Below are 13,327 nucleotides of genomic sequence, written 5' to 3'. Positions count from 1 at the left end.
ACGAGGTCCATCGTCTTGCACATTCTATTTCTTATCCGATCTCTTCTGTTGCGGTTTCTTCTGGATCAGGCAATTGAAGATAGATTGATTTCACTTGATGATTATCGACTTCCATGACTTTGATCGTGTATGCCTGATAACGGAATTCTTGACCGCTCGATACTTCCGTATCCTGTGCCATGACCCAACCACCAATCGTATCAATGTCTTCTTCTTCAATTCCTAGGTTAAAGCGCTCATTTAAATCATCAATCAAGACACGTCCTGAAATTCGGTATAACCGTTCATGAATTTGTTCGATGTCGGCTTTTTCATCCTTATCGAACTCATCTCGTATTTCTCCGACGATTTCTTCCAAGATGTCTTCCATCGTGATGACACCAGCCGTACCACCGTACTCATCGATGACGAGTGCCATCGGTGTCCGTTCGACCTGCATTTTCAGCATGGCATCTTGAAGCGGAGAATACTCGGATACAATTGGCAAGTTATGAATGTAATAGCTTAACGCTTTTCCTTTGTTAGCCATATGATCCGTAAATAATTGTTTCGCATTGATGAAGCCAAGGATTTTATCCTTATCTCCTTCTTCCGCTACTGGGTAACGTGTGAACTGATACTCTTCAACGAGACGAATGATGTCCTCCATCGATGCATCGTTCGAGATCGTTATTAAGTCCGTCCGCGGTAACATGATATCTTTCGCGATCCGCTCATCGAACGAGAAGATGTTCTGCATGTAGGAAAGCTCAGTCTGGTTGATTTCTCCACTCTTATAACTCTGTGTCATGATGATTTTAATCTCTTCTTCAGAATGGACTTCTTCGTGTCCCGCTGGCTCGACACCAAATAACCGAAGGATGATTCGTGCTGAACCGTTCAATGTCCAGATGAAAGGTTTCATGATTTTACCGAACCAATAAAGTGGTGGCGCGAGTAGCATCGTGATGGCTTCCGTTTTTTGAATCGCCAAAGATTTTGGAGCAAGCTCTCCAAGTACGACATGAAGAAACGTTACAATCGAGAATGCAAGAACGAACGAAATGATCGTCGAGACGGAGTTCGGAATATCAATTTCTTCGAACAACATACCGAGAATCGCACCTACCGTTGATTCTCCTAACCACCCGAGACCAAGCGCTGTCACGGTAATCCCGAGTTGACAGGCCGATAAATAATAATCCAAATTCTCAAGTAGCCGCTTCGCCACTTTCGCAGTCTTGCTTCCTTCTGTAATCAACTGATCGATTCGAGACATTCGCATTTTGACGACCGAAAATTCGGCAGCTACAAAAAAAGCGGTTAAGACGATGAGTAGTGCAATGACGAGTAGTCGAATGATGATCGTCGTCGTGTCGAATGTCTCCATTGAGTGTGTACTGTCCAATCGTTTCCCCGAAGAAAGGGGATTCACCTCCATTAATATAAAGCCAGATGCCGAGGCATCTAGTGGTTTACAGCAAAAAGAAGCTTCAAACTTTCAAAGCTTCCCTACTTTTTCATATTCATACTATAACGGAACTTTCATAAAATGTGTACTTGAAGACATCATTTCAAATCGTCAGACGACATAGAGAATAAAGATCACGATCATGAGTAACATCGCGATTCCCTTTAACAATGCACTTGATAAGATACCAAGGACTGTTCCGATCCCGACTGAAACCGAGGTTTGCCATGTCTTTTTACTAATGATTTTTTCCGTCAAGATGGCAAAGACGAACGGGAAAATTAATAATCCGATTCCTGGCAAAATAAATGGTCCCGCAATCAATCCGACTGTCGTCGCAATCTTAGCTGCTTGTGAGCCTCCCCGTCGATCGACGGTGTAGGCGCTAACGAGATAATCGAGTGTGAATAAGAGAATGATGAATATCGCTTGAATCACCCAAAAACTAATCGATAATTCAGAGAACCCGAATCCGAATCCATAAATCAAAAATCCCACTACTAAAATCGGTGCACTTGGGATGATCGGATAAACGAGACCTGCAAAAGCGACTAGAAAACAGACGACGATCAGACTCCATAACAAGATTGTCACTTTCTATCCCTCCCTTCTTTTGATTCTCTTGCCCTTATTACGATGAAGGAGAGACAAAAGTTTCATTCAACGCCCGATGTATTTGATTTTTTAAAAAATCTCGATCCCAGTCGTTCATTGTTTCAAAACGCACTTCCGAACAGATATATGGAATGAACCGTTGAATGGTTTCATAGTGAGCAGGTAAGGCTTGCCGCTTCATCGTTCCAAGCGATTCGAGCATCGTCGCGAGAACCGAAATATCCTCTGCTCCGTAATGTCGTAGTTGATAAAACGTCGTGTACAACAATTGTTGGTAAGTTTCCCGGACGATGACGTGCTGCTTGTCCTCGCCAACAACCAGCACACCATCTGGTATTACGGCATACTGTCGCATTAAGTCACCAATGATCCGAATCGCATGTCTTGCTGTATTTGGATCATTGATCCCTGGAGAAATCGCACGTAAAGCAACTTCACTTAATTTTTCAAGAACGAATGCAAAATCCTGTTCTGAAGATTTCGTCGGTCCAATCAAGATACTTTCATTGATATCCCGGCAAGTTGCCCGCCCGATGACTTCTCCCTCTGTTACGAATGAGCCGACGGTTCGATGAATATACACGCGTTCTTTCTGATCAAAAGCATCATAATCGACTACTTGAATATATCCGGTTCGAGTTGCCTGAATAATATAAGGATGATTTGTTATCCTCTTACTCTCAGTAATCTTTTGTTCTCCCGATTCTAGATGTCCGATTTGCCGTTTCAATAATTCGTTCCCTTCTTCGTGTAATCGATCGAGTAATGTCGTCACGCGAATCGACTGGCTGACGATATGAATGAATGCGACGAATGCGACGATCGATATCAACACGACGAGAACGGCTACTGTCGAAGCGACGACGCTCGTCTTCAAAGCCGGACGAAGGAAAAAGAGCATCGTCATCGAGTAACTGACCGCTCCAATGAATATGCCAAAGATGTGTTGCACCTGTCGATTCTCGATGAAATTAGGCAATGTCCGAGGTGAGAATTGTGATGAATAGGTCGTCAATACAACCAGGATGGTCGAGAACGTGAATGTCATCATGGCGAGCAGTCCGGTAAAGACCGAACTATGGATTGTCTGCGCTAAGCCAAGTGTCGTTTGCCACTCTTTTGGAAACCAGTCTGATATATACACATCTAACCACGTCACGATTCCCGTCAAACCAATCCCAATGAGACCATATAACAATGGCCACCACCAATTGATTTCTCGAGACAGGACTTTCAGCTTCTTCAAAATAAAATTCCTCCTTTTTATAGCACTATACTGATTGATTTCCTGATTTAGAGCGCTTTAAAACCCATCTGACTGACTGACTTTGAGCAATATGTTTGGTCGAAGTGCACGGATGTGTTTTACTTCTTTTCATAACGTGAATAACTTAATTGTTATGAAAACGAATGGGAGATGAAATGATATGGCTCAACAAAACGAAGCTACATTGCATACAGATTTCACGAAAATTTATATTGACGGTCAGTGGCGCACAGGCGCAAGTGACAGCAACATGACGAACACGAATCCTTTCACGGGTGAAGAGCTCTTCACGATCTCTGCCGCGAACCAACAAGATTTAGATGACGCATATGAAGCGGCTCAAGTCGCTCAAAAAGACTGGGCGAAAGTTCCTGCCTTAAAACGCCAAGGCTTGATCGAAAACTTCTTGAAAGTCTTGTACGAGGAGAAAGAAACGATCATCGAATGGTTGATTAAAGAGTCCGGAAGTACACGTATTAAAGCGGAAGGCGAATTCCTTGCTTCTGTCTTGATCGTCAAGGAAGCTGCGACATTCCCACTTCGGATGCACGGTGAAATTCGTCCATCGGTCGTACCAGGTAAAGAAAACCGGATCTACCGTAAAGCACTTGGCGTCATCGGTGTCATCAGTCCATGGAACTTCCCCTTCCACTTAGCTGTGCGGTCGATCGCTACTGCTATTGCCATCGGGAACGCAGTCGTTGTTAAACCAGCTACGGACACACCTGTTTCAGGCGGATTGATTTTTGCTAGTCTGTTTGAAAAAGCTGGATTGCCAAAAGGTGTCTTGAATGTCATCGTCGGTCGCGGTTCAGAAATCGGTGATGCTATCGTCGAACATCCTGTACCACGTTTAATTTCATTCACAGGATCAACTGAAGTAGGTCGTCATATCGGTGAACTTGCTGGTAAACATCTAAAGAAAACAGCGCTTGAACTTGGCGGAAACAACGTCTTCGTCGTACTTGATGATGCTGATCTCGATCGCGCGGTCGAATCTGCTGTCTACAGCAAGTTCTATCACCAAGGTCAAATTTGTATGTCGACGAACCGAATTCTCGTCGCTTCTTCGATTCATGATGAATTCGTCGAGAAATACGTTGCTCGTGTAAAAGAGCTACAATACGGTGATCCATCACATGAGCGGACACAAGTCGGACCGCTCATCAACCAATCACAAGTTGAACGAATTCTTGAAGATCTCGAGAAAACAAAAGCTGCGGGTGCAACCGTTCGTGTCGGCGGCGAAGCAAAAGATAACGTCATCGCACCTACTGTCGTGACTGGTGTTACGAATGATATGCCACTCGCTAAAAATGAAATCTTCGGACCGGTTGCTGTCATCATCCCGTTCGATACGGATGAAGAGGCACTCGAAATCGCGAACTCACTTCCATACGGATTGAGTGGCGCTGTCCATGGTTCTTCTATTGAACGCGCGACTGCCTTTGCGCTTGAAGTCGAGACAGGTATGATTCACATCAACGATCAATCGGTCAACGATGAGCCACATATGCCATTTGGTGGTGAAAAAGATTCAGGACTCGGTCGCTTCAACGGTGAGTGGGTACTTGAAGAATTCTCGACTGTCCAATGGTTGTCTGTCATGCACGATCGTCGTCAATACAAACCATTCTTCGAGTAATATATGAGTAGGGTTTTCCCCCTACTCTACATAATTTTGTGAAGGAGTGATTTCACATGCCGTTATTACGATTCGACGTCATTGAAGGACGTTCAGAAGAAGAGTTAAAAACGTTACTCGACACCGCACACGATGCGATGGTCGAAGCATTTGATGTGCCGGAGCGCGATCGTTATCAAATCGTGCACACGCATAAAGCGCATGAGATGGTCATTCAAGATACAGGACTTGGGTTTGAACGGAGTAAAGATATCGTCCTCATCAGTGTGACGAGTAAAACGCGGACGGAAGAGAAAAAACAACGTCTCTACCAATTACTCGCCGAACGCTTACAAGCAAACTGTGGACTCGCACCGACTGATTTGATGGTTTCGATCGTTGAAAATGATGCAGCCGACTGGAGCTTCGGTCTTGGCGAAGCACAGTTTTTAACGGGTAAACTATGATCGTCTGTAAGTAGAACAAAAAGGGAAGTATGTTATCGGAAATTACCGATAACATACTTCCCTTTTTTTGTTCTTACTTCATTAAACAAGAGAGAACCTTCACATGACTTACTCCTTCGTTTCTTCCGCCTTCTCCCGTGGATTTTCCCGTTGCAGCGGTGCTTTCCAACTAAATTGATCGGGTTCTGGAACGAAGTCAAGGCCTCCTGGATGGAACGGTTGGCACCGTAACAATCGACGCGTCGTCAAATAACTACCTTTTACCGCACCATGACGTTCAATCGCCTCCATCCCGTAATGGGAGCATGTTGGATAGAATCGACATGTGGCTGGTTTCATGGGAGAGATGACTTTTTGATAAAAACGAATTCCTCCCATTAAGACACGTTTCATAACGTCCCTTCTTTCCTCTTTTTTTCTAGTGTAACGCATCTGTCCATCATTTTCAGATGTTCTGCCTTATACTAAAAGCAGATTTAAAAGAAGGATGTGTTGAGATGAAGGCATTAACTTTCCACGAATTCGGGAGTTCTGATGTATTACGCTTCGAAGACGTGCCAACGCCAACAATTACTGAACAGGAAGTTCTAATTGAAATGAAAGCGATCGGTCTGAATTTTGCAGACATCTATCGCCGAAAAGGAAACTACCATTTGGAAGGACAACCCCCCTATATTTTAGGTTACGAAGGTTCAGGCATCATCACAGCGGTTGGTTCAGCTGTTTCAACGTTCCACGTAGGTCAACGAGTTGCTTTTGCGGACGTTCCGCTTGCGAACGCTGAGTACGTCGTAGCACCCGTCGATAAATTGATTCCGCTTCCTGACGATATCTCATACGAAACAGCAGCTTCTATCTTATTACAAGGGTTAACAGCGCATTACTTAACTCGTGATAGCTACCATGTCCAACCGGGAGATGTCGTCTTAGTGCACGCAGCCGCCGGTGGCGTTGGTCAGCTTTTGACACAGCTCATTCGTTTGCTTGGGGCAACTCCGATTGGATTGACGTCTTCTCCTGAGAAAGCACAGATCGCTAAAACTGCTGGCTGTGAATCTGTCTATTTATATTCCGAGAACTGGGTCGAGCACGTGCTCGCGCAAACTTCTGGTAAAGGGGTTGATGTGGTCTACGAATCCATTGGTTCTACCTTAATGGATAGTTTCCATGTGACAAAAGTCCATGGAACTGTTGTCTTCTATGGTATGGCAGGCGGCGATCCCGTATCTGTCGATCCTCGCTTCTTGATGGATACGTCCAAAACATTGACGGGTGGTGACCTTTGGAACGTATTAACATCTTCTGAAGAACGAATCCGTAGATCTGGTGAATTATTTGATTGGATTCTATCCAATCATCTCACCCTGTCTTCTCCTACAACATTCAGATTATCTGATGGCAAAGCAGCACATGACTTTTTAGAAAGTCGACGCAGCACAGGAAAACTACTTTTGCTTCCTTAACTCGTTTTTCTAAGACGACTCCCCGTGAGTCGTCTTTTTTATGTGAAATCGAGATTATAGATTGCTTTTTTTTAATGAAGAGAGTAAAGTAAACCTCATCAAAACCTAAAACCCAAATAAGTTTTGAGTTTTAGAAAGGGGATTTGTATTTATGTTTCGCTCAGAATGGAAGAAATTGAAGAGTCCGATGATGATTGTCGTCATTCTCGCCCTCATCCTCGTACCGTTTCTCTACAACTCCATCTTCTTATCTGCATTCTGGGACCCATACGGTCAAACAGAAGACATCAAGGTCGCTATCGTCAACGAGGACAAGGCGACGAAGTTTAAAGGAGAGAAAGTCGACATCGGGGATCAATTCGTCGACAAACTCAAAAAAAATGATGATTTTGATTGGCAGTTCTTATCTAAGGACAAAGCCGAAAAAGAATTACGTGACGGCAAAATCTATATGACGGTCGTCATCCCGAAGAACTTCTCTAAAAATGCAACAACACTACTCGATGATCATCCGAAGAAGATTGAGTTGGAGTATTACTTGAATCCAGCCAAAAACTACTCGGGGACACAAATTTCGAGTACGGCTGCAAAACAATTAAACGAAAAGATCCGAAAATCCGTGACGAAACAATACAGTAGTGCGATCTTCGGTGCGTTGAAGAAAATCGCAAACGGTATGGAAAAGGCATCGGACGGTTCTTCTAAACTAGAAGATGGCAACCATAAAACAGCGGATGGTGCCAAAACACTGGCAACGAATCTTGGAAAGCTCGCAGATGGCAGTCTGACACTGTCCGAAAAACTCGGAGAAGCCAATCAAGGTTCTAAAAAACTCAGTGACGGCGTCACGACACTCGACGAAAAGACTGCCCTCTTCGCCCAAAAAACGGGTGAGTTGTCTTCTGGGTTGAACACGCTAGACGAAAATGGTGGCAAATTACAAGCCGGTGCTGCACAACTAGAAGACGGAGCAACGAAACTCAGCGGTGGCTCGACACAAGTCCGTCAAGGGGCAGAGCAACTGGCTGCAGGTACGGCTCAGCTTAATGAAAAAATTCCTCAATTGACGGATGGATTAAATCAATTGGATGAAAAAGCACAAGCTGCCAACGCCTTTTTAACGCAACTTAATCAAGATGCTGAAAAAGCGAAACAAGATTTACGAGCACGTCGTGAAGCCCTTGAAGCAAACGTCGCGCAACTAAAAGAAGTCATTTCTGCTTCTGAACAGTTATCGGATGAAGAAAAACAAACGTTACTCGGTTCTATCGGTTCATTAGAAGAAAACATCCAAAATCTCGCCGCCCAAGAAGGCGCGATTGATCAGAGTCTTGCTCAAGCAACGGACGCGACGAAGAAGATTGGTCAACTGGCTGCAGGTGGTCAACAAGTCGAGTCAGCTGTCTCGCAACTAAACGCTGGACAATTGAAGCTCGTTGATGGTGCGAAACAAGTCGAGTCAGGTGCACAACAATTAGCAAGCGGTCAGCAAATATTCAATGAAAAACTCGGTCAATATACTGCAGGTGTGCATAAAGCTGCAACAGGTGGCGCCCAACTAGCTGACGGGGCAAATCAGCTTTCAGATGGTACACACCAACTTCAAACTGGGGCTAGCGCGTTGACTAGCGGGTTAGGACAATTGGCATCTGGTTCAACTACGATTACAGACGGAATCGGCAAAACGACCGATGGGGCTTCAAAAATCGCGGATGCCAATACCAAACTTGAAGATGGGGCTAAAACATTGAAGGACGAGCTCAGCAAAGGGGCTAAGGATGCAACCGTCAAGCCGACGAAAGAGCGGGATAATATGCTAGCAGAACCCGTTGTCTTAAAAGAACATGACTATTCGACGGTCAACAACTACGGTTCTGGTTTATCAGCCTATATCCTTAGTATCGCCTTATTCGCAGGCGCCTTGATGTTCTCGTCTGTCTATCAGATTCGTCCGGAACATGGTGAAAGTCTGACATGGCGTTTCCTTGTCGGTAAATTATCACTCATCTTACCGATTGGAGCATTACAAGGTGTCGCAGCGGCTACAGCCATCGTTTATGTCCTGGATGCTGATGTCGCGAGTGTTCCTGCGCTCTATGGATTTGCTGCCTTAACAGGTATGACGTTCATTACGATTCTGTTCACGCTCGCGATGCTACTCGGTCGCGTCGGACAGTTCCTTGCCTTCCTACTACTTCTGCTTCAAATCGGCGGTAGTGGTGGTACGTTCCCAGTCGAGATGACGCCAAGCTTCTTCCAAGCCATCCATACGTTCTTACCAATGACGTATTCAGTCGGTGGATTCCGTGAAGCTCTTGGACTTGGTGTGACAGACGCTCTCATCTCAAACAGTCAAGTCCTTGCGACCATCTTAGTCGTCGCGTTGATCATCAGCTTCGTTGGAGGGCTCGGAGCCAAACGGATTCTACTCTCAACGAAAGTGAGACGAAAACAACATGACACAGTCTGATAAAGAAACACTGATACTAGACTCAGCGATGGCTTGCTTTTCTGAACTTGGTTATAAAGGTACGACGATTGAGCGTGTCGCCCGACGCGCTCACGTCGGAAAACCGACTGTCTACCAACTGTTTGAAAGTAAGCTCAACCTGTTCGAATCGCTCGTAACACGTGTGCTGCAAGAAATGAAAGAAGAAGCAGAACGCGCTTACGTCGAACATGCGACGGTAGAAGAAAATAAACAAGCAATGATCGACGCCATCGTCTATCATCAGCAACAACATTTGTTCATTCTTCAAATCATCGAAGAAACACGTAATCTCAAATTACAAGAGATGCAGGAACTACGGACACGTATCGAACGACATGTCGTCGAATATCTTAAAACGCTACTTGAGACTCGCCTTGGACAAGATGATCGTGATGTACCAGTCGATGTCACCGCCTTTCTGATTTTCCGGACGTACATTGCGCTAATTGCCGAATGGCCATTGATTGCTCGACCGTTAGAATTAGATACGATTCGTCGTGCCATGCTACGCATTTTATGAATTGAAAAACCGCCGGTCAGCTGATCGGCGGTTTTTCATATTCTCGATTCTTTTCTAAATTTCGTGCTGTTTGACTAGAAGTAACTGTTTTTTCATCCTTCAAAGTGCCAAACAACCAATCTCCCACCGGATTGGATACACCAAACCAATAGTGTTCATTTTTGAAATGATGTAATAGATGCGTCTTTTTCATCCATTTTCCAAAACGTGTTCTCGGTTTCAGTGGAACGTGTGCCACGTAATGTTTCCACTCGTAAACGAGTAACATGACGATCAATCCACTTGCAGCTGCGGCTGTCGAGACGACCGATTGCGTCAGAAGATAGGTCAGAGCCGCAAAGAAACTAAGATTCGGCAAGGAATACCAGACGGGCAAAAACAACAGATGCAGTTCATTCGGATGCGCATGATGATCGTAGTGAAGTCGCTTCAACAGCTTTCGTCCAAACGCATTCTTAGGTGGTGGCAAATGAAACAAAAAGCGATGGATCAGGTATTCACTGAAACTAAAGATGATCAGTCCAAGACAAAAGAACAGTAAAATCGACCAATGAAATGGCTGAGCAAAGACATAACTACTGATCGCAATCAGTAATACGAGCATGATCAAAATATCCGGAAACAGAAAAAAACGACGATAGATATTTGACATAGGTGCCTTCCCCTTTCTCTTTCGTTACAGCATATCATCGTACGTTCATCGATTCGTCACGTTTTTTACTTCAAGTCGTATAATCATTCTCGCTCCCTCCTTTATACTAAATAGAGAATGGAGTGATGATTACTTTGAGTTTATCGACCGGAATCATCTTTGTGTTGCTCGCTTATACACTCATGTCGCTTTACGACATGTGGCAGGTATACCGGATAACGAGCAAACTTTGGATATTTGTATTATTTCTTGCAACATTAATTAGTCTCATCGTTGCCTTTTTTGTGGCCCCTGTCCTTGCGCTATTCTTTTACTGGTCACGCCATCCATTAAAACGAAACATTGGTATCGTGTTACTGATTGTCGTGTGTCTTATCTCGGTCATGACAAAACTATCGTCTTGATTGAATTCCTTCATGAACATTTCATGAAGGTTTTTTCATGTCCTACTACCGAAGAAGAGACGGCGCATCAACTCACGTTCCGGCATTTCCGTCGTATTGAGCACATCTAGAAATGGTCGATCATCATATGAAATCTTCAGGATTTCTGAACGGACTTGGTCCTTCTCCCAATCGATAATTGCTACTGGAGCAACAGCTGTTTCCTGACATCCAAGTGCACCTGGATTAATAAAGAGCGTTTGCTCTGTCTCGACTTGTTGCGCTGGATGATGATGACCGAAACCAATGATCCGTGCCTCACTTCCAGCAAACAGGACGAATAAGCTTTCTTTCGTTCCATCCACTGCTTGCTTTAATGGCTCTTCACCAATCTTCTTCGTCTGGTCGGCGTAAGCATAGTGCGTCAGGTGCATCGTTTGTTCCTGATGCGTAACATTTAAGATACGTGGTAAGTGCTCCAAATACTTTTGATTCTCTTGCGTCAACGTATCCGCGATCCATTGATGGTGCTCTTTAGCATGTCGGTAACTATCGGGATAGGTCTCCCCATGGATTAAAGCAAGGACACATTCATCATGATTTCCAGAAATCGTCTGGATATCAGACCGTTGTCTTAATAAATCGATGACCTCATTATGCTCTGGTCCAATACCGACAAGATCACCGAGACAATAAGCGGCATCGATATCTGTTTGTTGATCAAGATGGGACAATACAGCACGCAAAGCTGATGCATTGCCGTGAATATCTGTAAAAAGCATAACTTTCATGTAAACGCCTCCATTGTTGGTACATTAGGATTTCCCGATGATATCGTGAATTCCTGTCAGATTTCAGGAAAAATAAATTGTCAGAAAATATTGATTATTGATCAAGAGCATGTTAGGCTTAGAAAAATTCACAGAGAGGGGCACGATCGAATGATTCCGACGCAACAGCCATTTAACCAAGCCGGACGACTGATTATTCTATGCATGAGGGACTGAAAACTTTTCCGATGATGAAGCGGAAATGATTTTTGGGCCCTTCTTTCGATGCATCGAATGAGGCGCCCGCACAGAATGAGTGGCGCCTATCCCAAAAACGGATAGGCTTTTTTCATGGCAAAAAATAGAGATAGATAGAGAGGATGACAACGTTGAAAGAATATGCGATGGATCGAATGGTAAAAGTATCAGCTGGAATGGCAAATGCCGTTCTTGTAACACTTGGTGTCGGACTTCTGATTGAGACACTCGGAAATCTTCTACATATCCAAATGTTACTGACGATTGGTGGTGTCGCAAAAGTACTACTCGCTCCCGCGCTTGGTGCCGGTATTGCCTTTCAGCTCGGAGGAAACACACTTGTGCTGTTCAGCGCGATGATCGCAGCGACGATCGGTGGTGCCGCCCTTCAATCGACTGCTTCTGGACTCGTTCTTGTACCCGGTCAGCCGATCAGTGCATTACTCGCGGCTGCTGTCGCTGTATACGTCGGAAAACGCATGACTGGAAAAACGAAATTTGACATGATGGTCATCCCAATGAGCGCTGTCCTTGCTGGCGGTGTGACCGGAATCGGTGCTGCTGCCGTCACGACACCACTCCTCACAAAATTCAGTGCCATGATCACAGCTTCAGTCGAGTCTTCTCCTATTGCTACATCTCTTGTTATTGCACTCATCTTTAGTGTCTTATTGATGTCTCCTGCTTCGTCCGCTGCACTCGCTATCGCTTTGCAACTTGATCCTGTAGCGAGTGCCGCTGCACTCATTGGCTGTTCCGCTCAATTCGTCGGCTTTACGTTGATGGCATATCGTCAGACGGATCCAGGTGGCTTGATTGCTTCATTCTTTGTAACACCTAAAGTACAATTCCCGAATATCGTTAAAAATCCACGTCTTGTCGTTGCACCGTTTCTCGCAGCGATGATTTCAGCTCCTGTCGCGACGCTTCTTCTCTCTTTGAAAGTACCGTATGAACTCGCAGGACTTGGACTCAATTCGATGATTGCCCCACTCAATATCTTCGTCAATCAAGGTCCTCAAGCGTTCCTTGTCTTCTTCTTGACTGGTGTCGTTCTACCTGGTGTCTTGACGCTCGTCTTCTATCGATTGACGACTGTCGCAGGGTGGACGAAGCGCGGCGATCTTCATCTCGAAATTCAATAAAACATTTTACCACCCTTCCAACTATTCCTGATTGATTTCGGGAATAGTTTTTTTAACGCAAAAAAATCGTTCCTTCGAAAAGGAACGATTTCGGTATGATTCTGACTGGGCTCGAACCAGCGACCTCTACCCTGTCAAGGTAGCGCTCTCCCAGCTGAGCTACAGAATCATGCTGTGTTGTTACTGGGTATGTTTTTATTATAGCAGCATATTGAAAAGTGT

The 13,327-nt window shown here is 44.7% G+C and carries 13 protein-coding genes and 1 tRNA gene; 7 read left to right on the top strand and 7 right to left on the bottom strand.

What is annotated here, in order from left to right; all coding sequences use genetic code 11:
* Positions 1–31 precede the first annotated feature (31 nt).
* From ESP131_RS05250 to ESP131_RS05240, 3 genes are all read right to left on the bottom strand, one after another.
* Positions 32–1,369: a hemolysin family protein gene (locus ESP131_RS05250; RefSeq protein WP_069940318.1), complete on the bottom strand. Its 1,338-nt coding sequence runs from the start codon at positions 1,367–1,369 to the stop codon at positions 32–34.
* Positions 1,370–1,561: 192 nt separating this feature from the next.
* Positions 1,562–2,044: a DUF456 domain-containing protein gene (locus ESP131_RS05245; RefSeq protein ID WP_023467174.1), complete on the bottom strand. Its 483-nt coding sequence runs from the start codon at positions 2,042–2,044 to the stop codon at positions 1,562–1,564.
* A gap of 37 nt (positions 2,045–2,081) precedes the next feature.
* A complete protein-coding gene (locus ESP131_RS05240) occupies positions 2,082–3,311 on the bottom strand; it encodes a DUF2254 domain-containing protein (protein WP_069940317.1) in 1,230 nt (409 codons plus the stop codon).
* Positions 3,312–3,492: 181 nt separating this feature from the next.
* Here ESP131_RS05240 and ESP131_RS05235 point away from each other — a divergent pair, with 181 nt between their 5' ends.
* Both ESP131_RS05235 and ESP131_RS05230 read left to right on the top strand, forming a co-directional pair.
* Positions 3,493–4,977 (top strand): aldehyde dehydrogenase family protein, encoded by a 1,485-nt coding sequence (locus ESP131_RS05235; protein WP_081637438.1) that lies wholly within the window; start codon positions 3,493–3,495, stop codon positions 4,975–4,977.
* Positions 4,978–5,033: 56 nt separating this feature from the next.
* The gene (locus tag ESP131_RS05230; RefSeq protein WP_029340806.1) at positions 5,034–5,423 is read left to right on the top strand and encodes a tautomerase family protein; all 390 of its coding nucleotides are present in this window, start codon (positions 5,034–5,036) and stop codon (positions 5,421–5,423) included.
* Between the two features lie 108 nt (positions 5,424–5,531).
* On the opposite strand, the gene yidD is transcribed toward ESP131_RS05230, so the two are convergent.
* Positions 5,532–5,816: a membrane protein insertion efficiency factor YidD gene (yidD, locus tag ESP131_RS05225; protein ID WP_023467166.1), complete on the bottom strand. Its 285-nt coding sequence runs from the start codon at positions 5,814–5,816 to the stop codon at positions 5,532–5,534.
* A 104-nt stretch (positions 5,817–5,920) separates the two neighbouring features.
* Between yidD and ESP131_RS05220 the strand changes: the two genes are divergently transcribed.
* The 3 genes from ESP131_RS05220 (at position 5,921) to ESP131_RS05210 (ending at position 9,897) form a co-directional block, all read left to right on the top strand.
* Positions 5,921–6,886 carry a quinone oxidoreductase family protein gene (locus ESP131_RS05220; RefSeq protein WP_069940316.1) on the top strand — a complete coding sequence of 322 codons (966 nt, stop codon included), beginning with the start codon at positions 5,921–5,923 and terminating at the stop codon, positions 6,884–6,886.
* 151 nt (positions 6,887–7,037) lie between these two features.
* Positions 7,038–9,356, top strand: a complete 2,319-nt coding sequence (locus ESP131_RS05215; protein WP_069940315.1) for a YhgE/Pip domain-containing protein — start codon at positions 7,038–7,040, stop codon at positions 9,354–9,356.
* Positions 9,343–9,897, top strand: a complete 555-nt coding sequence (locus ESP131_RS05210) for a TetR/AcrR family transcriptional regulator (RefSeq protein WP_029340803.1) — start codon at positions 9,343–9,345, stop codon at positions 9,895–9,897. Before ESP131_RS05215 ends, ESP131_RS05210 begins: the two co-directional genes overlap by 14 nt.
* Positions 9,898–9,913: 16 nt before the next feature.
* Here the strand turns inward: ESP131_RS05210 and ESP131_RS05205 are convergent, their stop codons facing one another.
* On the bottom strand, positions 9,914–10,549 hold the full coding sequence (locus tag ESP131_RS05205; protein WP_069940314.1) for a sterol desaturase family protein: 636 nt from the start codon (positions 10,547–10,549) through the stop codon (positions 9,914–9,916).
* Between the two features lie 125 nt (positions 10,550–10,674).
* Here ESP131_RS05205 and ESP131_RS16620 point away from each other — a divergent pair, with 125 nt between their 5' ends.
* Positions 10,675–10,953, top strand: coding sequence for a hypothetical protein (locus ESP131_RS16620; protein ID WP_156772490.1), 279 nt, complete (start codon positions 10,675–10,677; stop codon positions 10,951–10,953).
* Positions 10,954–10,988: 35 nt separating this feature from the next.
* Here ESP131_RS16620 and ESP131_RS05200 read toward each other — a convergent pair whose 3' ends face one another.
* The gene (locus ESP131_RS05200) at positions 10,989–11,723 is read right to left on the bottom strand and encodes a metallophosphoesterase family protein (RefSeq protein WP_069940313.1); all 735 of its coding nucleotides are present in this window, start codon (positions 11,721–11,723) and stop codon (positions 10,989–10,991) included.
* A gap of 359 nt (positions 11,724–12,082) precedes the next feature.
* Between ESP131_RS05200 and ESP131_RS05195 the strand changes: the two genes are divergently transcribed.
* Positions 12,083–13,105, top strand: coding sequence for a PTS sugar transporter subunit IIC (locus tag ESP131_RS05195; protein ID WP_029340800.1), 1,023 nt, complete (start codon positions 12,083–12,085; stop codon positions 13,103–13,105).
* A gap of 96 nt (positions 13,106–13,201) precedes the next feature.
* Here ESP131_RS05195 and ESP131_RS05190 read toward each other — a convergent pair.
* Positions 13,202–13,274: transfer RNA gene (locus tag ESP131_RS05190), tRNA-Val, on the bottom strand.
* Positions 13,275–13,327: the final 53 nt, after the last annotated feature.

The organism is Exiguobacterium sp. U13-1, assembly GCF_001750115.1.
GTDB classification, from domain to species: domain Bacteria; phylum Bacillota; class Bacilli; order Exiguobacteriales; family Exiguobacteriaceae; genus Exiguobacterium_A; species Exiguobacterium_A acetylicum.
The sequence above is the reverse complement of the archived record's forward strand: the minus strand, read 5'-3'. Positions and strand labels throughout refer to the sequence as shown.

Coding starts and splice junctions, on each gene's coding strand:
- ESP131_RS05205 (WP_069940314.1), bottom strand. CDS start 10,549: ATGTCAAATATCTATCGTCGTTTTTTTCTGTTTCCGGATATTTTGATC.
- ESP131_RS05215 (WP_069940315.1), top strand. CDS start 7,038: ATGTTTCGCTCAGAATGGAAGAAATTGAAGAGTCCGATGATGATTGTC.
- ESP131_RS16620 (WP_156772490.1), top strand. CDS start 10,675: ATGATTACTTTGAGTTTATCGACCGGAATCATCTTTGTGTTGCTCGCT.
- ESP131_RS05210 (WP_029340803.1), top strand. CDS start 9,343: ATGACACAGTCTGATAAAGAAACACTGATACTAGACTCAGCGATGGCT.
- ESP131_RS05200 (WP_069940313.1), bottom strand. CDS start 11,723: ATGAAAGTTATGCTTTTTACAGATATTCACGGCAATGCATCAGCTTTG.
- yidD (WP_023467166.1), bottom strand. CDS start 5,816: ATGAAACGTGTCTTAATGGGAGGAATTCGTTTTTATCAAAAAGTCATC.
- ESP131_RS05220 (WP_069940316.1), top strand. CDS start 5,921: ATGAAGGCATTAACTTTCCACGAATTCGGGAGTTCTGATGTATTACGC.
- ESP131_RS05195 (WP_029340800.1), top strand. CDS start 12,083: ATGACAACGTTGAAAGAATATGCGATGGATCGAATGGTAAAAGTATCA.
- ESP131_RS05230 (WP_029340806.1), top strand. CDS start 5,034: ATGCCGTTATTACGATTCGACGTCATTGAAGGACGTTCAGAAGAAGAG.
- ESP131_RS05235 (WP_081637438.1), top strand. CDS start 3,493: ATGGCTCAACAAAACGAAGCTACATTGCATACAGATTTCACGAAAATT.
- ESP131_RS05250 (WP_069940318.1), bottom strand. CDS start 1,369: ATGGAGACATTCGACACGACGACGATCATCATTCGACTACTCGTCATT.